Source organism: Paenibacillus sp. J31P190 (genome assembly GCF_059692075.1).
Map to the genome: position 1 here is coordinate 156,937 of NZ_JCAUAS010000012.1, position 17,197 is coordinate 174,133.

13 protein-coding genes are annotated in these 17,197 nt (G+C 48.5%); 12 read left to right on the forward strand and 1 reads right to left on the reverse strand.

Annotated elements, in window-relative coordinates; genetic code table 11:
- Positions 1 to 11: 11 nt before the first annotated feature.
- The 3 genes from AC58U0_RS21315 (at position 12) to AC58U0_RS21325 (ending at position 5,622) form a co-directional block, all read left to right on the forward strand.
- Complete coding sequence (locus tag AC58U0_RS21315; RefSeq protein ID WP_497380983.1) at positions 12 to 1,973, forward strand: putative thiazole-containing bacteriocin maturation protein; 1,962 nt, start codon at positions 12 to 14, stop codon at positions 1,971 to 1,973.
- On the forward strand, positions 1,970 to 3,913 hold the full coding sequence (locus AC58U0_RS21320; protein ID WP_497380984.1) for a TOMM precursor leader peptide-binding protein: 1,944 nt from the start codon (positions 1,970 to 1,972) through the stop codon (positions 3,911 to 3,913). Before AC58U0_RS21315 ends, AC58U0_RS21320 begins: the two co-directional genes overlap by 4 nt.
- A 137-nt stretch (positions 3,914 to 4,050) precedes the next feature.
- The gene (locus AC58U0_RS21325; RefSeq protein WP_497381023.1) at positions 4,051 to 5,622 is read left to right on the forward strand and encodes a SagB family peptide dehydrogenase; all 1,572 of its coding nucleotides are present in this window, start codon (positions 4,051 to 4,053) and stop codon (positions 5,620 to 5,622) included.
- 120 nt (positions 5,623 to 5,742) lie between these two features.
- Here the strand turns inward: AC58U0_RS21325 and AC58U0_RS21330 are convergent, their stop codons facing one another.
- The gene (locus AC58U0_RS21330; RefSeq protein WP_497380986.1) at positions 5,743 to 6,948 is read right to left on the reverse strand and encodes an ROK family protein; all 1,206 of its coding nucleotides are present in this window, start codon (positions 6,946 to 6,948) and stop codon (positions 5,743 to 5,745) included.
- Between the two features lie 252 nt (positions 6,949 to 7,200).
- Between AC58U0_RS21330 and AC58U0_RS21335 the strand changes: the two genes are divergently transcribed.
- The 9 genes from AC58U0_RS21335 (at position 7,201) to AC58U0_RS21375 (ending at position 17,127) form a co-directional block, all read left to right on the forward strand.
- On the forward strand, positions 7,201 to 8,130 hold the full coding sequence (locus tag AC58U0_RS21335) for a sugar phosphate isomerase/epimerase family protein (RefSeq protein ID WP_497381024.1): 930 nt from the start codon (positions 7,201 to 7,203) through the stop codon (positions 8,128 to 8,130).
- 30 nt (positions 8,131 to 8,160) lie between these two features.
- Positions 8,161 to 8,958, forward strand: coding sequence for a sugar phosphate isomerase/epimerase family protein (locus AC58U0_RS21340; protein ID WP_497380987.1), 798 nt, complete (start codon positions 8,161 to 8,163; stop codon positions 8,956 to 8,958).
- A 16-nt stretch (positions 8,959 to 8,974) separates the two neighbouring features.
- Positions 8,975 to 9,940 (forward strand): ABC transporter permease, encoded by a 966-nt coding sequence (locus AC58U0_RS21345; RefSeq protein WP_497380988.1) that lies wholly within the window; start codon positions 8,975 to 8,977, stop codon positions 9,938 to 9,940.
- Between the two features lie 33 nt (positions 9,941 to 9,973).
- Positions 9,974 to 10,855 (forward strand): carbohydrate ABC transporter permease, encoded by an 882-nt coding sequence (locus tag AC58U0_RS21350; protein WP_497380989.1) that lies wholly within the window; start codon positions 9,974 to 9,976, stop codon positions 10,853 to 10,855.
- 29 nt (positions 10,856 to 10,884) lie between these two features.
- Positions 10,885 to 12,423 carry a type 2 periplasmic-binding domain-containing protein gene (locus AC58U0_RS21355; RefSeq protein WP_497380990.1) on the forward strand — a complete coding sequence of 513 codons (1,539 nt, stop codon included), beginning with the start codon at positions 10,885 to 10,887 and terminating at the stop codon, positions 12,421 to 12,423.
- Positions 12,424 to 12,448: 25 nt separating this feature from the next.
- Positions 12,449 to 13,477, forward strand: a complete 1,029-nt coding sequence (locus AC58U0_RS21360) for a Gfo/Idh/MocA family protein (RefSeq protein WP_497380991.1) — start codon at positions 12,449 to 12,451, stop codon at positions 13,475 to 13,477.
- 33 nt (positions 13,478 to 13,510) lie between these two features.
- A complete protein-coding gene (locus AC58U0_RS21365) occupies positions 13,511 to 14,503 on the forward strand; it encodes a hydroxyacid dehydrogenase (protein WP_497380992.1) in 993 nt (330 codons plus the stop codon).
- A gap of 42 nt (positions 14,504 to 14,545) precedes the next feature.
- On the forward strand, positions 14,546 to 15,577 hold the full coding sequence (locus AC58U0_RS21370; protein ID WP_497380993.1) for a zinc-dependent alcohol dehydrogenase: 1,032 nt from the start codon (positions 14,546 to 14,548) through the stop codon (positions 15,575 to 15,577).
- 287 nt (positions 15,578 to 15,864) lie between these two features.
- Positions 15,865 to 17,127 (forward strand): glucuronate isomerase, encoded by a 1,263-nt coding sequence (locus AC58U0_RS21375; protein WP_497380994.1) that lies wholly within the window; start codon positions 15,865 to 15,867, stop codon positions 17,125 to 17,127.
- Positions 17,128 to 17,197: the final 70 nt, after the last annotated feature.

Consider the following 17,197-nt stretch of genomic DNA (forward strand, 5'->3'; position numbering starts at 1 on the left):
GGAGGAAAAAAATGACGAATTTGAACCCTTCGATGCGACTGAAGGTGAAGAGGGATACGTTTTTTCTCCCTGATCCAAACGGTAGTGTATATTTTCGAAACAATGTAAGCTCGTTCCGCATGGAAGGCGAGTTGATCGATCAGTGGATTGAAAAACTGATACCGATATTCAACGGGGAGCATAGGTTGGAGGATTTGACAGACGGATTGCCCGACCAACATAGAAACCAGGTATATGGAATTGCAGAAATGTTATATCGGAATGGCTTTGTTCGGGATGTAAGCCAAGACAAGCCACATCAATTGCCGGAAGAAGTTCTCAAAAAGTATGCTTCTCAAATTGAATTTTTGAACAATTTCGGCGATTCGGGTGAACACCGATTTGAGTCCTATCGTCAGGCCAAAATATTGACAGTCGGCTCTGGCCCATTCTTAATCTCAGCAATTTCTGCGCTGCTTGAATCCGGATTGCCCACGATTCACGTTCTGGTCTCGGGCTCAGAACCGACTGATCGGCAACGGATGTCAGAACTGGCGGCACATGCCCGTAAAACGGACCCCGAGGTGGCTATAGAGGAGGTTACTCTGCAGAAGGAGGGGGTTCGGAGTTGGCGGGACGCTGTAAGGCCGTTTGATTCGATTTTATTTGTGTCACGGGAGGGTGATATTGAGGAACTGCGGGTTCTTCATGCGGTTTGCAGAGAGGAGAAAAAGGTTTTTCTTCCCGCTGTATGTTTGCAGCAGGTGGGGCTGGCGGGTCCGCTAGTGCATCCGGACTTTGAGGGCTGCTGGGAGTCAGCGTGGCGCAGCATACACGAATCCGCGATTTATAAAGACCCTCAGCTGCATACCTTTTCTTCTACAGCAGGAGCGATGTTAGCGAATGTGATTGTGTTTGAATTACTAAAAAAGATTACGGGAGTGAACGATTCGGAACAAAGTAATCCATTTTATCTGCTTAATCTGGAGACTTTGGAAGGAAAATGGCATTCGTTCATGCCCCATCCGCTCGTGACCGGACGTACAGCAGCTAGGTGGACACATGATTTCGATCTGCAGCTCGAGCGGAGATCAAGCAAAAGTGAGAACGGATTACTTCCTTACTTCGGCCAGTTGACATCGGCGGAATCAGGGATTTTCCATATTTGGGAGGAGGGAGACTTAAAACAGCTACCGCTCTCTCAATGTCGCGTTCAGGCAGTCGATCCGCTATCAGAAGGGCCGGCTGGGCTACTGCCCGACATCGTTTGTACTGATTTGACGCATGAGGGGGCACGGCGGGAAGCAGGGCTGACCGGGATTGAAGCGTATATGTCACGGATGGCTGGCCTGCTCGTTTCGACCTCTCCCTCCAATCAGGAAGCTACGGGGAGCAGGATAGAACCTCAAGAATTTATCGGCGTTGGAGCGGGAGAAACGGTTGCGGAAGGCATTGGCCGAGGGTTGCAAAGGTGTTTGACCGAGGTATTGGGCAAGCAGCAGGGGGCTCAGTTGCCCTCTGTCTTTCGAGTACAGTTGTCTGCGGTAGAAGATAAACACTGCCAGTTTTATTTGCAGGCTTTGACGACGTTGAAGGGAGAATCGATGATTGGCTTGGGAGAGGAAGTGTCCGGATTCCCTGTGGTGTGGGTCGGTACGAGTGATCACTGGTATGGTGGTGTAGGCTTGAATGTGACCCTGGCGTTACGGGATGCTTTGAAACAGGCCCTGTTGGAGGTACAAAACCAAGCGGCTTGCTTCACATCACAAGTGTTGGATGTTTCGTCCGTGCGTCTGTCAGAACAGTCGCCGATCAGCCTTGAGATCCCGTCATGTGAAGGGTCGGCAAATTCGGAGGTTCTGCAGTCCGCCTTGCAGGTGTTGGAACGGAATGGTAAGCAGCTCTTGGTCTTCGATCTGGCTGTAGAACCGTTTTTAAAAGAGGAAATGGCAGGAGTGTTTGGCGTGTTGCTGCGAGAGGAGGGATATCAGTGAGCGCTGTCGTTTTGATTGTGGGAGATGGGGTGTTGGCGGACAGCGTGTACGAAGAACTATCTGCCCAATTCGAGGTCGTACGTCAGATCAATTTCGAGGCGGGAGTACCGGAAGCAGTGGACTTGGTTCTGGTGCTGCACGATGCTTGGCATCCTTACGTTCATCAAAAGGCGGAAGAACTGCTGCAGCCAGCCGGCATTCCTTGGTTGCGCGGCTTCGTTTCATTTGGCGAAGGCGTGATCGGGCCTCTGGTAAGTCCGATTACAAGCGGGTGTTCCCAGTGTGCAGACATGCGGCACCTCATGGCGGGACGCGAGCGCAAGGAGATGCGGAAGCTGCAGATGAGGCTGGTGGTACATGGGGGAATGCCGAGTGATGCCTGGGCGTCGCGTACAGGACTTTTGCAGGTGGCTCACCTGCTGGTGGCGGAGGCACGGAGGATGTTACAAGGCAATCCGGTTCAGTCGGCAGGGAAGTTGTTTTTGATCAACCTGAAAACGCTGGAGAGCACACTTCACTTCTTTCTCCCAGACCCGCTGTGTCCGGTTTGTAGTCAATTGCCTGACGATTCATCGACAACAGCACACATTTCGCTGCAACCAAGTCCGAAGATCAGCTCAGACAGTTACCGCTCCAAGCCGATGGATGACCTGAAAAAAGTCTTGGCCAGAGACTATCTGGATTATCGGACCGGATTTTTGAATGGGAAAATGGTTGACCTTGCGTCGCCATTTGCCGATGTAAGTGTGAATCTGCCGTTATTATCGGAGGATGTGGGAACGGCAGGTCGAACTCATTCCTATGCGGCTAGCGAATTGACCGCCATTTTGGAGGGATTGGAGCGGTACTGCGGTCTAGCACCCCGAGGCAAACGGACGGTAGTCCATGGCAGCTACCGCAATCTGAAAGATCAAGCGCTCGACCCTGTCAAGGTAGGGGTGCACACGAAGGAACAGTATGCTCGGCCGGGGTTTCCCTTCACAACATTCAATCCTGATCACTCAATCAATTGGGTATGGGGTTATTCGCTTTTGCAAGAGCGTCCGATTCTGGTTCCGGAGCAGCTCGCCTATTACAGCATGGGCTGTGGGCATGGTTTCGTGTTCGAGTCTTCCAACGGATGCGCGTTAGGAGGAAGTTTGGAGGAGGCCATTTTTTACGGCATATTGGAAGTAGTGGAGCGAGATTCGTTTCTAATGGCTTGGTATGCGCAGATGTCTCTCCCACGCCTTGACCTTTCTTCCGCTAACGACAGAGAATTGCGGTTGATGATTGATCGTTTGCGGGCCGTGGCGGGGTTTGAAGTGTATTTCTTTAACTCTACAACGGAGAACGGGATTCCAAGCGTTTGGGGGGTGGCGAAAAACACGAAACAAACAGGAGTGAATCTCATCTGTGCGGCCGGAGCTCATCCTGAACCGGTACGGGCAGTGAAAGGTGCGGTTCACGAATTGGCCGGCATGGTACTGAATCTGGATAAGAAATTTGAGGCGAACCGGGAAGAGTATGTTCGGATGTTTCACGATTCCTCCTTGGTACATCAGATGGAGGATCATTCACTGCTGTACGGTTTGCCGCAAGCGCAGGAGCGCCTTCAATTTCTGCTGGATGAAAATCGCCCGTTGCGAACCTTTGAAGAGGAATTCAAGCGGGAGGCAAGGCATGCTGATTTAACGGACGATCTGAAGGACATTCTTAAGGCGTTCCGCCGATTGAATCTCGATGTCATCGTGGTGGATCTGACAGCGCCGGAAATCATTCGAAATGGACTGCATTGCGTGAAAGTACTGATCCCGGGGATGCTGCCAATGACATTCGGCCATCACTTTACTCGCTTGGCAGGGTTGGAGCGGGTGCTGAGGGTACCTATGGAACTCGGATATGCGAAGCAGCCGCTGAGGCTAGAACGTCTCAATCCGTATCCGCATCCGTTTCCATAGGGTTTTAACCTATGAATATCACACTGCCAACCGTCGACGAATGATGCCTTCGTGCAAATAGTTTAAGCTATGGTATCAAATATAGAAACGCGGTGAGGTTGACAGCCTCGTTTCTATCAGGAGGGAGAAGGATGAGTCTGAGTCTGGAGGTATTTCTGCACAATCTGCATTATGACATTGACAAGACCAAACCGCCGGACTTGGTGGTGGATTGGGAGGATCGACCGCTTGCGTATAAGCTCTACCGCGGTTTGCCTGTGGTTCCGTTATCTCCGGAAGTACCGCTGACGCTTGAAGGCGGCGAAGCGCCAGTGATACCCGACCTCCGTCGAATGGGCCATTTTCTCTGGTACATATTCGGGCTCACGCAATTGTCCCAGTCACTCCCTGCCTCGAATTCCATGGTACAAAACATGGGTCTGCTGCAGTTGTACCGGCGGTTTGCTCCCTCAGGGGGAGCCTTATATCCGAATGAATTATACGTGTATCTGAAGCTAGAGGATATGCAGGCAGGGGTATATCATTATGATGTGGCACACCATCGTTTGGTATTGCTGCGCGAAGGTGACTTCGATTCATATTTAGCCCGGGCTCTTGGCAATCGCTGTGACGTATCAACTTGCTTTGGTGCTGTTTTTGTGTCGACCCTGTTTTGGAAAAACTTCTTTAAATACAATAACTTTTCCTACCGCCTGCAAGGACTGGATGCAGGAGCGCTGATTGGGCAGCTCTTGGAAGTGGCAAAACGGTTTGGCTTTGCGTCAGGGGTGTATTTCCAGTTTCTTGATCGGGCCGTGAATGATCTTCTCGGAGTGTCCGAACAAGAGGAAAGCGTGTATGCGGTGATTCCACTGTCGGTGGAGCCTGCGATCCCATGGTTTGCCAATAAGGATGAGGGGATCTCTGCCACCGAATTGTGCCGGGAGTTGAGGTCGGTTGAGCATGATCACTACGTCCGGTCCCGGAGGGTCAAGGAGTTTCCGATGCTTATCAAGATGAATGAAGCATCCCGATTGGAATCGCTTAGGCCGTTAGGCCGAATTGGGGAAGGTAAGATCGTTCACAGCGAGGATCAAGCGGTTGCTCTGCCCCGTGTGAAGCGGCTCTTGTATGATCTGGCGTCAGTAAGCCGTCGACGGTTTTCACCGGACGGTGATTTTGTAATGGGCAAGCTAAGCCAAGAACAGTTGGCCTTGCTGCTGCAGGAGGCAACATCTTCCTTCAGGTATCGGAACGATTTGGATGGAGCACATGAGAACCCTGTTTCGCGCGTCTCACTATACGTCTGTTTGTATAACATTGAGGGCATTCCGAACGGCGCTTACTATTATGACAGCGCTGCTCATACGTTATGCCGGGTACGTCATGGAGATCATCGGCTCAGGCTGCAGCAGGGAATGCCTTCCGACAACGTGAACTTGTTTCAAGTTCCGTTATGCTTTCATGTGGCAGGGGACAAGGAGCATCTCTTAAGTGCCCTGGGGTATAGGGGGTACCGTATCCAACAGATGGAAGCAGGGATGCTCGTTCAGCGTTTACTGTTGGCGGCATCCGCTATCGGGATGGGGGGACATCCGCTTCTAGGATTTGATGCGAGATTGTGTGATGAGATCTACAAGATGGCTTCGCGAGGAATAACCAGCCTGATCCAAATCCCGGTTGGACCCTATCGTCATTGCCCGCGATTAGTAGGAGGTTTGCACGGCTAAAAGAGGCGTAAGTGAAAGCTCTTGTGTCGTATAAATAAGAAAGAGCACTGACTAATAGGTCGGTGCTCTTTCTTATTTATGGAGAAAAACGGAAATGCAATCTAATGTGGAGATTTGTTTTTACTGAATCATTGTAAAAGAAAAATGTTGATCAAGCGCAAAATTGATTGCACCGAGTGCTCCGCCGATTTCTGGCAATACAGCAGTATCTACCGCTATTCCGGCGGATAGAGCCATCATGGACCGCTGCTTCATAACTTTGGTGGCGGTTTGTACATAGGTGCTGCACATACTGGGGATGGATCCTCCAAGAATGATAGCCTCGGGATTCAGTAAATTGACCAGATTAGCCAGAGCAATGCCGAGATAAGTGGCGGCATGATTAACGACGCGTATCGCCAATTCATCGCCCTGATCTGCGGCCAAGCAAACGTCCCTTGCCTGGAGAAGTTGGAGGTCGTTTCCTTGTACTACACCGTTAAGTAAACTTTCCTCTTGACCGGAGCGAAGCTGTCTGCGGGCTTCCTGTTCGATAGCTGAAGCCGTAGCGTATAGGTGCAAACATCCGTTATTTCCACAAGGACATACGGGTCCGTCTGGTTCAACTGTAATATGCCCGAGCTCACCTGCACCTCCGAATGAACCGGACACCAACTGCCGATCATTAAAGATTCCCGCAGCTATGCCAGAGCCGACCCCGACATAAATCATATGCTTGTAGCTGCTTCCTGAACCGAATCGGCATTCGGCAAGCCCGCGGGCGCGGTGCCTGTTTATGGCCACGGTGGGCCAACCCAGCTTTTTACTTACTATTTCCTCGATGTTCACGTTAGACCAGCCCAAATCGGATGCGCTCCTAATAATACCTCGTCTCGTATCGACAAGACCTGGCACTCCCAGACCGAACAATTTGATGATCTCGATGTCCAATTCCTTCACAAACTTTGAGGTTTGATCCGTTAATTCCTGGATCGCTGTCTCGGGTTGGGACGAGCTGACCGGTATTTTCGTAAGATGCAGGACATTGCCAAGTAAGTCAAATACGCCTAGCGTCCATACTTGATTATCTAAATCGGCACCCATAATGCCATGGGATCCAGGGACAAGCTCTAGAGAAATAGCTGGACGGCCACCCGTCGATGGGGCTTTTTCCGTTTCTTTGACAAGATTCCAATCCATGAGCTCGGAAATCGTTGAAGAGATGGTAGCCCTGCTCAGTTCCGTAACTTTGGTCAATTTAATCCGAGGCATGGATCCGTGCATGCGCAAGGCTTGAATGATACTGGTTTTGCTGCCCTTTTGATCACTTTTATTAGGAATTATCATGAACTTCACCGTCGCTATATCATTATGTCATTAAATCGATTATACCTGAACCTAAAGTTATAAGGGTAGTGTACTCACTTTAATAAAAAATAGAACAAAGTTCAATATATTTTTACTTAATTGAGACATATTTCACTATTAAATTCATTAAAAATAAATACTTAATTTAAATCTTGACGTAAGTATTGCACTTGTTTTATGATATCCTCATATTAATGAAAGCGCTATTACGGAGGGGATAGGGTGAAAGCGATGATCGTCTTAGGCGGTAATATGTATGATGATTCTACAATCGAGCATTTTTTGAAAGATGCGGCTGCGATTGGTTATGAGGGTGTCGAGATTCGTGGTGTTGGTGAGTTGAAAGACGGTCATATCTCGCAAGAACGGGCGGAGCAAATTAAAGATTTGCTTGAAGGTTATCGTCTAACGCCTATTAATCTGTCTCTGTTTGTAGGGAATTTTGCCTGCAATACAGAGGAGGAAAATAATGCCGAGTTTCTCAAATGGGAGCGCTATCTCAATTTTGCATCTACGATCGGATGCGGCATGATGAGATTGAATCCAGGATTCCAGCATTCTGATGAGGTTTCCAAGGATGATTTTGCGAAAGCTGTGAAGTGGTTTCAACTCTGCGCTGATGCTGCAAGCAAACGCAATATCCGAGCGGTTATTGAAATGCACCATGGAACACTATGTGATACTGCGGATTCGTCGATCGCCTTTGTTGAAGCGGTAGGGCGAAGTAATGTAGGGCTGATCTTGGATCCGGTCAACTTGTATCAGGTACCGACGGATTATGGGATAGAAACCATTAAACGCTTAAAACCATACCTCTTCAATGTTCATATCAAAGACATCGTGGCATTGAAAGGAAACCAGTATCCTTGGGCTTTCGAATATAGTGATTATGTGCCGCATATCGGCCGATACCACCGGGTCATGCCTAAACAGGGCAAACAGGAAGAGCAATATTTTTGTCACCGGCTCATTAATCAAGGCGGCATCGACTGGTACGAAGTTTTCCGCGGGCTGGAGCAAATCGGGTACAGCGGCTACCTCACTGTTGAAAGTGTTAGCAAGCCTGGCTCCGATCTTCCCGTACATACCGTGTTGGCGCAGCAATGTTATAAGGATGTGCAGCAATTGCTAAGTATCACAAAATCTAATGTCAACGTTTAACAAGTTCGACTGAGGGAGTGTAGCACTGCTGTGGAAAATTCAGAAAAGCCATTTTCTTTTTCACTCTTTGTCAAGCATTGGAAAGATAAACCGGCACCAGAGCTGGCTCGCTTTGTAAGCAGTATCGGGTTTGACGGCATCGAGCTTCCCGTGCGCGCTGGGTTTCAGGTTGAGCCTGAAACCGCCCAGAAAACGCTGCCGGAATTCGCTAAGCAGCTCGGTGAACAAGGGGTCAACATATACAGCGTTGCCGCTTCAACCGATGAGTCGATTTTCGCCGCATGTGCGGAGGCTGGAGTGCCGCTTATCCGGATCATGGCCAACATAGATCAGGACGGCTATAAGGCGACGGAAGAACGGACCAAGCGGATGTTGGAAGAGCTGGTACCGCTTTGCGAGAAGTACAGCGTGAAGGTTGGCGTCCAGCAGCATTACGGAAACTTTATCATCGATTCCAATGGAATTATGAGGTTGATGGATAACCTCAGCCCGGGCCATATCGGTGTAGTCTGGGATGCTGCGCACGACGCATTCGCGGGACAGCAGCCTGAATATGGATTAGACATCGTTTGGTCCCACCTTGCGATGGTGAATCTGAAAAACGGTTTCTTTATTCGAAGCAACGGACCTGAAGCCGAAACAGCCGAGTGGAAACGTCATTTTACGACCGGACGGCACGGTATGGCCCACTGGCCACGGATTGCTGACTATGTAAAAGAACGAAACTATGCCGGTGTTGTCTGTTTGACTGCGGAGTACACGGATCTGGCCAATAAAGACCGCTACATCGCCGAAGATCTTGCTTACGCGAAGTCGCTTTTTAAGTAAAAGGAGGTGCAGTACCATGGCAGCTCAGAGTGAATTGTATGTGGGCAGTCTCGCAAAAACCGCACCGAAAAGCAGATGGAAGCATGTGATGCACGGACTTAGACGAGACAAATTTCTTTATTTGTTGATTGCTCCTGGCGTGTTGTTTTTTCTGATATTCAAATATGTTCCTATGTGGGGAGTCGTCATCGCTTTCCAAGATTACTCGCCATATATGGGTGTAACGGGAAGTCAGTGGGTTGGCTTTGAGCACTTTATCCGTTTTTTTTCAAACCAAGACTTCTATCTTCTATTTCGAAATACGATGGCTATCAGCTTGTTGAGCCTGGTGTTCTTTTTCCCGCTGCCGATCTTACTTTCCCTTTTATTGAACGAACTGCGCAATGCCGTCTACAAAAAGTGGATCCAATCGATCGTATATATGCCGCACTTTCTTTCGTGGGTTATTATCGCAGGGATTACCTTTTTGTTGTTGTCGCAGTCGTCGGGTATTGTCAATAAGATGCTTGTCAGTTTAGGGGCGGCCAAATATGACTTTTTAACGAATGAAAATAATTTCTGGGTACTGCTTACCGTACAAAACGTCTGGAAAGAAGCCGGATGGGGAACGATCATTTTCCTAGCCGCTATTGCGGGCGTGGATCCTCAGCAGTATGAAGCGGCTAAAATGGATGGAGCCAACCGTATTCGGCAAGCCTGGCACGTAACGCTGCCTGCGATCCGCAGTGTCATTGTCGTTTTGTTCATTTTGAAGCTCGGTCATATTATGGATGTAGGTTTCGAGCAAGTATTTTTGATGATGAACGGCGCAGTGTCCAATGTCGCGGATGTATTTGAAACTTATGCTTATCGTCTGGGTATTCAGCAGGGACAATTCAGTTTCAGTACCGCCGTCGGTTTGTTCAAATCCGTGGTCGGATTAATTCTGGTTATTGCAGCTAATAAGCTGGCTAAACGATTTGGCGAAGAAGGCGTTTATTAATCACCGCTAATTATCGGTAACGGGGTGAGAATAATGAAACGAAGCATAGGCGACCGCATGTTTGATACAGCGAATATCATTGTGCTCGGCATTATAGCGATCATTACGCTTTTTCCGCTTTACTATGTATTTGTCGTTTCTTTTACGGATCCGGCAGAGTACATCCAGAAGCAAGGCTATATCCTATTTCCAGAAAAATGGACATTAGATTCTTACAAATATTTGTTGTCTACGTCGGCTTTTCAAAGCGCAACGATGATCAGTGGTTTTCTAGCTGCTGTCGGAACCGCACTCAGCTTGGTGATAACAGCTGCGCTAGCATATGGTTTATCCCGTAAGCGGTTGCAGGGTAGAAGACTAATCATGTTATTGATTCTTATTACACTTTTGTTCAGTCCGGGATTGATCCCGCCTTACTTGCTGGTTCGCGATTTGGGATTGATTAACAGCGTCTGGTCATTGATTTTACCGGTGCTGACCAGCGGATGGTACGTCATCCTGATGAAAAGCTTCTTCGACAGCATTCCGGTTGAGTTGGAGGAATCCGCTATCATCGACGGATCAACCGATATTGGCGTTTTCTTCCGGATTGTCCTTCCACTGTCACTTCCCGCACTTGCCGCATTCGGATTATTTTACGGAGTGGCTTACTGGAACACATTCTTTAGTGCGGTATTATACATCAATGATCATGCCAAATGGCCGCTTCAGCTCGTGCTGCGCAATATGTTGATCGACTCATCGACTCAAGCGGGGGGATCGGCAGCAGCAGCGATGATGGCAGAACAAAGTATCCCTACCGAAACTTTAAAAATGGCTGCAGTTGTTATAGCGACGCTTCCAATCCTGTGTGTTTATCCGTTCCTACAAAAGCATTTTGCCAAAGGCGTCATGCTGGGTTCGGTGAAAGGATAATCTTTTTAAAATGAATGAGGAGGGTTAGTATGAAAGAAATAGGAAGGGTCATTACATCTAAAGCGGTGCCTGCATCTCTAGCATTGATTATGGTCGCTTCGGCTTTGTCGGCTTGTTCCGGCGGCAGTTCAACGCCAGTTTCAACAACAGGTACAGCCGCTACGGCTGACAGTGGTAAACCAACGGAAATCAGCATTTTCACAGAGTTTAGTACACCTGAACCTCCGGCAGCTGATAATCCGGTTACGAAGGAATTCGAGAAGCGCACGAATACCAAACTGAATATTACTTGGGCATCTCCAAACGCGTGGGAAGAGAAGCAAAACGTTATGCTGGCATCGGGCGACATGCCTGATTTGATGAAGATCAAGGACTTTAAACAAACTCAGGCGATCACCATGATTAAACAAGGCGCTTTTTGGGATTTGACGCCTTATTTGAAGGATTATAAAAACTTGTCGGCTTATCCGAAAGAAATTATGGACATTACGAAAATCAATGGCAAACAATATATCTTGCCGTCGGTACGTCCGCTCCAAGGAGGCAACTTCTTCAATATCCGCCAAGATTGGCTGGATAATGTTGGGCTGAAAATGCCTAACACCATGGATGAGTTCTATACAGCTTTAAAGGCATTTGTAGATAAAGATCCTGACAAGAATGGCAAGGCAGACACATATGGTTATAACGGCAAGAACTGGGAAAGGGTTATTGATATTTTCAACAAAAGCAACGGTAAATGGAAAGAAGTGGGGGGCAAGCTGGTTGACACGGATCTGGAACAGGGAACAAGAGACGGACTTATTTATCTGAACAAGATGTACAAAGATAAAATATTGCCTGAAGACTTCGCTGTTTTGAAAACCACCGACTTTGAAAACATGGCAAAAGCAGGTAAAGTCGGCGTCCAAGCGGATACCACGGAAGGTGTGTATCGTTCAACAGAAGGCGCACAAAAGCTTGATCCAAAAGCCGACTTTGTTGCTATGACTTATCTTGAAGGCCCGAACGGTAAAATGGTTCACACAAATACTGGCGTTTCTGGACTATACGTGATCCCGAAAACAGTCCCTGAAGCCAAGATGAAGAAAATATTAGCTTTGATGGATTACGGTGCATCGGAAGAAGGCTTTGAATTGGCCTGCTATGGCCTTAAGGATGTCCACTTTAAGGTAGTAGACGGCTTCAAAACGGCAACAGAGCAAGCAGTTAAAGATAGTGTTTCGCAAAGCTCGTTCGGTAAAATATTCGAAAGATATGATCCATACCTATGGGCCTACCGCGTAGGTATGCCGAAAGCCATCTTCGAACGCAACAAAAAAATCATTGACGAACGATCAAAGTACGGTGTTGCGGATGTAGCGTTCGGTTTATTGTCCGATATCGATTTGAAAATGGGACCGGACTTCAAGAAGAAGATGGACGATATGAAAATTAAAGTGATCATGGGTAAAGAACCGATTGAATCTTGGGATGCGATGGTGAAGTCTTTCAAAGCGGACGCCAATTATATGAAGATGATCGATGAGTTCAACCAGGCCTTCCAGAATAGAAAAAGTGGGAAATAAACAGAGAGAAGGAGTTGGGAGACCCATGCTGCAAAAATTGCGATTGGCAGTTGTCGGATTGGGACGCGTATCGAAGTCCCATCTTCCGGCTGTACGAGAGCTGGCTGAACAAATTGAGCTGGTTGCGCTTGTAACCCGCGATGAAGGTAAATTGCGGTCGGAAGCCGAAAAGTGGGAAGGGGTGAAAACCTATACTTCCTATGATGATGCGGTCAATGATCCGGATATCGACGCTTTCCTGCTGCTTCTTCCGCATGATATTCACGCGGAATATTCGATTAAGGCGCTTCGCGCAGGCAAGCATGTGCTGGTTGAAAAGCCAATGGCGATGAATGTGCAGGAAGCAGAGGAGATGGCAGAGGCTGCGGAAGCCAATAACGTCACCTTAATGATCGGGCAAAGCCGCCGTTTTTATAAACCGGTGATGGAATCGATCCGTCAGGTGAGAATGAAGGCTATCGGCGATTTGATCAATATCAACGCAATGCTTCTGGCGCATATGGATAAGCCGGCAGCAGATTGGTGGAAGGACGAGTCGAAAATCGGCGGATTTATTATTCCGCTTTGGGGGAGCCATATTCTTGACTATATGCTATGGGCTTACGGCAGAGCCCCACTGTCGGTCTATGCGCAAGGACATTCTAACAATCCGAATTGGACGGGTGAAGATGAAGTCGCCATTTCCATGAATTTTGGCGAAGGCCGGATGGCGAATGTGTGGATGTCGTTCAACGCGGGCTGCCGCCGGACGGATGAAGATGGTCTTACAGGAAAGCGTATATGGTCCACTCAGAATAGCATTTACGACCGATATTTAATTGGCTCGAACGGCTTGCTGCACTTGAAAGACGAATACGAGCTTAGTTTGAATGGAGAGAAACTGGAAACGTGTGAGACCACTTTCGCTAATTTCACATGGCAGCTTGAGGAATTTGTGGGCGCTATACGAGAAGGACGTCAGCCTCTGGCTTCAGGCCGAGAAATCATCCAGGTGATGAAAGTCATTGATGGTTGCTTCGAATCGATGCGTACCGGTCAAGTTGTACAGCTTTAATCCTTGAGGGGAAAACGAAGGAGGACTTTTGCAATGAAGTTAAAAGCCTTGGTGCTTTCACCGCAATCGCGTTTGGACGAAGTATGTTCGGAGGCGTGCCGCGCGAAAATAAATGACTATTTCGAACCGGTGTGGAATGAGAACGGACGCGACTATACACAAGAAGAGTTATCAGCGCTGGTTGCGGATGCTGAAGTGATTATTTCCAGTTGGGGCTCTCCTAGCCTGACCGACGAAATGCTAGAGAAGGCCGTCAAGCTAAGAGCCATTGGCCATGCGGCCGGAACTGTGAAGAACCTTGTTCCGAAGCAGATTTTCTCTCGTGGAATCAAAGTATTCTCCGCAGCTCCGAGGATCGCACAAAGCGTAGGGGAATATTGCTTGGCGGCACTTCTTACATCTCTGCGGTATTTGCCTGCTTTCGATTCCACGATGCGGGAAGGGAAATGGAAGATTGCCGGGTTGAAGGGTAGGGAGCTTACCGGCAGCACGGTCGGCATCATTTCAGCTAGTTCTACTGCTCGTGCTTTTATCAAGCTGCTTGCGCCGTTTCAAGTCAATGTGCTCATTTACGATCCCTATTTGACGGAAGAAGCGGCAGCCCGGTTGAATGCTAAGAGGGCTACATTAGAGGAAGTTATGAGCTGCCCCATTATTTCGGTGCACGCGCCGAAGCTTCCCGCTACCGAAAGAATGCTGACCCGTGAATTGTTGGCACTTATTCCGGATGGTGCGGTCTTCATTAACTCTTCCAGAGGTCCTGTGGTGGATGAGCAGGCATTTATGGAAGGGCTTCAAAGCGGACGATTCTTTGCTGCACTTGATGTGTTTGAGAAGGAGCCTCTTGCTGTGGATCATCCTATCCGGTCGCTGCCGAATGTCCTTCTATCTCCGCATATTGCCGGAGCCTCTGTACAAGGCCATCTTGCGCTGATGGAGGAAGTAGTCGAAGACATCATCAGAAGCCTGCGGGAAGAAAAGACGACGTATGAAGTAACCGAGAAAATGTGGGAAGTTATGGCCTAACAGGTTGCAGAGTCCTTAGATATCGGAAGGAGAAATACTCAGATGGTAAGAAAAATGTCCGTTCCTCCTATGGAATTGGTAGATTATGATGGTCCCGGAACGCAGATGTGTGCGGTTATGGACGCTATCGGAGAGATTAGTGTCAAACGGGCTTTGATTCCAGAACCCAAGGAAGGCGAAGTACGCGTCAAGGTCAAGTGGGTCGGTATTTGTGGAAGTGACGTTGAGGTATTCCGTGGTGCGCGCGAGCCTGAATTTATTTCGTACCCTACCAGGCTAGGACATGAAGTTGCAGGGGTTATTGATAAGATCGGCCCTAATGTGATTGGTGTCAAGGAAGGCGATCATGTAGCTTTGCGGTATGTTTGGGGCGCGTTTGCCGAATATGTATGCTGCACCCCGTTTTCTCTTAAGGTTCTGCCGAAAGACCTGCCGTTAATCGAGGGTTCACTGATTGAAGTGCTCCCGGGCATCATTCATGCAGCGGAGCTCGGGGACATTTCCCCTAATAAGAACGTGCTGATTACTGGGCAAGGCGTCAGCGGTCTAGTGATGACTCAAGTGATCAATATGTTTAGTCCGAGAAATTTGGTCGTAACGGATTTGTTTGATGAGAAGCTGGCTCTTGCTCGTAAATATGGCGCCACCCATACGTATAAAATCCCCCATGAACATGCGGATACCATGGATATCGTTGGAGCAGACTTCCCGGACGGGTTTGACGTGGTCATTCCTTGTCTTCTGGAAGGAGCGGGGATGGTAGACGCAATTAATGCAGCAGCGCAGAACGGACGTATTGTGATGTACGGGTGCATCGGCACCTGTCACAAGCCGGTTGATTTCTTCAAGGTTCACAAAAAACGGTTGGATATCCTTTCTACGGAACCTAAGCGGGACATCGACAACCGACGCTACTTTGAAGAAGGGCTGAGGCTGGTCCTTGACGGATTAGTTAACACGGAGGAAATGATTACTCACGTCGTTCCCCTCGCGGAAGTCGCCCGGGCATTCCAATTGAGGAATGAACATAAAGGAGATACCATACACGTCATGATTGACTGTGAAGTCAACTAGCTTTAAGACAAACCGCCTAAAGGAAACCTCCTTAGGGCGGTTTATTTTTTTTGAAATGGATGTAGCCAATTCATATTCATAGTGTTGAAAAGCCTGCAACAACATACAGGCAGTACACAAAGCTGTAAAGATATTTTTCATCGTTACAGATGCAAGGTGTAGTGAAATCGTGTCTGTAACGATAAATTTCATCATTACAGACGAGATGATAGCGGATTGGTATCTATCCGAGCGAGTGATAAACCGGAAGCCATCATAAAAAATCACAACCCAGTGGAAGTTATCCCATGGAACAGATGGAGCAACCATTGTACCATCAGGACATAGATGTTATAGAAGGAGGAAAAGGAACGAATATGGAGATGAAACACGGTAAGGAAGCGTTTGAGGAACGGATCATGCAGCTGCCTGTTTTGGATACTCACACCCACCTTGTGGGGGATCGTCTATGTGCAAGCGACTTCTGGGAAATTGCGCATTATTTCTGGTTGTTTCGCGAGCTGCAGGCTGCAGGCTATCCGGCGAATGCCATGGAGCTCCCGGAAGACATACGAATCGCTGCCTTTTTGGAAGCTTACCATGGATCAAGAAACACGATGATGAATGTGGTGTTGACCCAAATTTTCAAAAATCTATATGGCATTGTGATCAGCGACGCTTCCTCAGTACGGAAAGCTGATGAAGCTGTCAAACAGACCGCGCAAAGCGCTACGTGGGCGCAAGAGATCGCAGATCGGATGAACGTTCGCAGATTCGTCGTTAATATAGCCGATCATGCGGAGTTCCAAGGCATGCGAGAGAATGCCATACTGATCCCGCGAATTGACGGGAAATTGGGCGGGTGGGTGAAAGAAGTTGAGTTGTCGCATAACCCGGCTGAGGCATTCGCTCAAGCGCGTGAGAAGCTTAAGCAACTACTCGACGAGTACAAGGAAGCCGGTTACGTGGGCATCATGACGACATTGCCAAGCTATGAAGCCAGAGCGAATCGCAAGGTTGTGATCGGGCAAGGCAGCACGAAGGATGAGATATTAATGATGCTTCTGCACGAATTAGGTGCTGCTGCTGAGCAGAGAGGACTTCTCATTCAGTTATTTCTCGGCGTGGAACGTTCCTGGTGTGGAACAGCCACCCCGGTCAATGACCCGGCCCGTATCTTGAAGCTATCTGCTTTGTTTGAAGCTTATGCCTGTACCTTCGAGCTTGTGGTGGCTTCGGAGCTCAACAATCTGGATATTGTGCAAGCGGCATGGAATTTTCCGAATGTTCATGTGGGCGGACATTGGTGGTTTAACTTTCGGGCGAGTACATACCGGGATAGTATGCAGTACCGGCTAGAAGCGCTTCCGGCAATCAAAAGCTCGCTCATCGTATCCGATGCCCGCTGTATGGAATGGAGCTACGGCAAGATTTTACTTGTCAAACGGATTGTGAGCGATTTCCTGTGGGGGCAACTCGAAGCTGGCTGGATCGATCATGATACGGCCTTATTTGTTGCAGAGAATTGGTTGTACGGAAGTGCAGCGAAGCGCTATGGCATCGCTCGTTGATTCTGATTTCCAATCGTAAAAAAACACAAAGAGCTATAAGTTTCACCATCGCTACCTCCGGACAACCCAA

Coding starts and splice junctions, on each gene's coding strand:
- AC58U0_RS21315 (WP_497380983.1), top strand. CDS start 12: ATGACGAATTTGAACCCTTCGATGCGACTGAAGGTGAAGAGGGATACG.
- AC58U0_RS21330 (WP_497380986.1), bottom strand. CDS start 6,948: ATGATAATTCCTAATAAAAGTGATCAAAAGGGCAGCAAAACCAGTATC.
- AC58U0_RS21335 (WP_497381024.1), top strand. CDS start 7,201: ATGATCGTCTTAGGCGGTAATATGTATGATGATTCTACAATCGAGCAT.
- AC58U0_RS21345 (WP_497380988.1), top strand. CDS start 8,975: ATGGCAGCTCAGAGTGAATTGTATGTGGGCAGTCTCGCAAAAACCGCA.
- AC58U0_RS21350 (WP_497380989.1), top strand. CDS start 9,974: ATGAAACGAAGCATAGGCGACCGCATGTTTGATACAGCGAATATCATT.
- AC58U0_RS21355 (WP_497380990.1), top strand. CDS start 10,885: ATGAAAGAAATAGGAAGGGTCATTACATCTAAAGCGGTGCCTGCATCT.
- AC58U0_RS21360 (WP_497380991.1), top strand. CDS start 12,449: ATGCTGCAAAAATTGCGATTGGCAGTTGTCGGATTGGGACGCGTATCG.
- AC58U0_RS21365 (WP_497380992.1), top strand. CDS start 13,511: ATGAAGTTAAAAGCCTTGGTGCTTTCACCGCAATCGCGTTTGGACGAA.
- AC58U0_RS21370 (WP_497380993.1), top strand. CDS start 14,546: ATGGTAAGAAAAATGTCCGTTCCTCCTATGGAATTGGTAGATTATGAT.
- AC58U0_RS21375 (WP_497380994.1), top strand. CDS start 15,865: ATGGAACAGATGGAGCAACCATTGTACCATCAGGACATAGATGTTATA.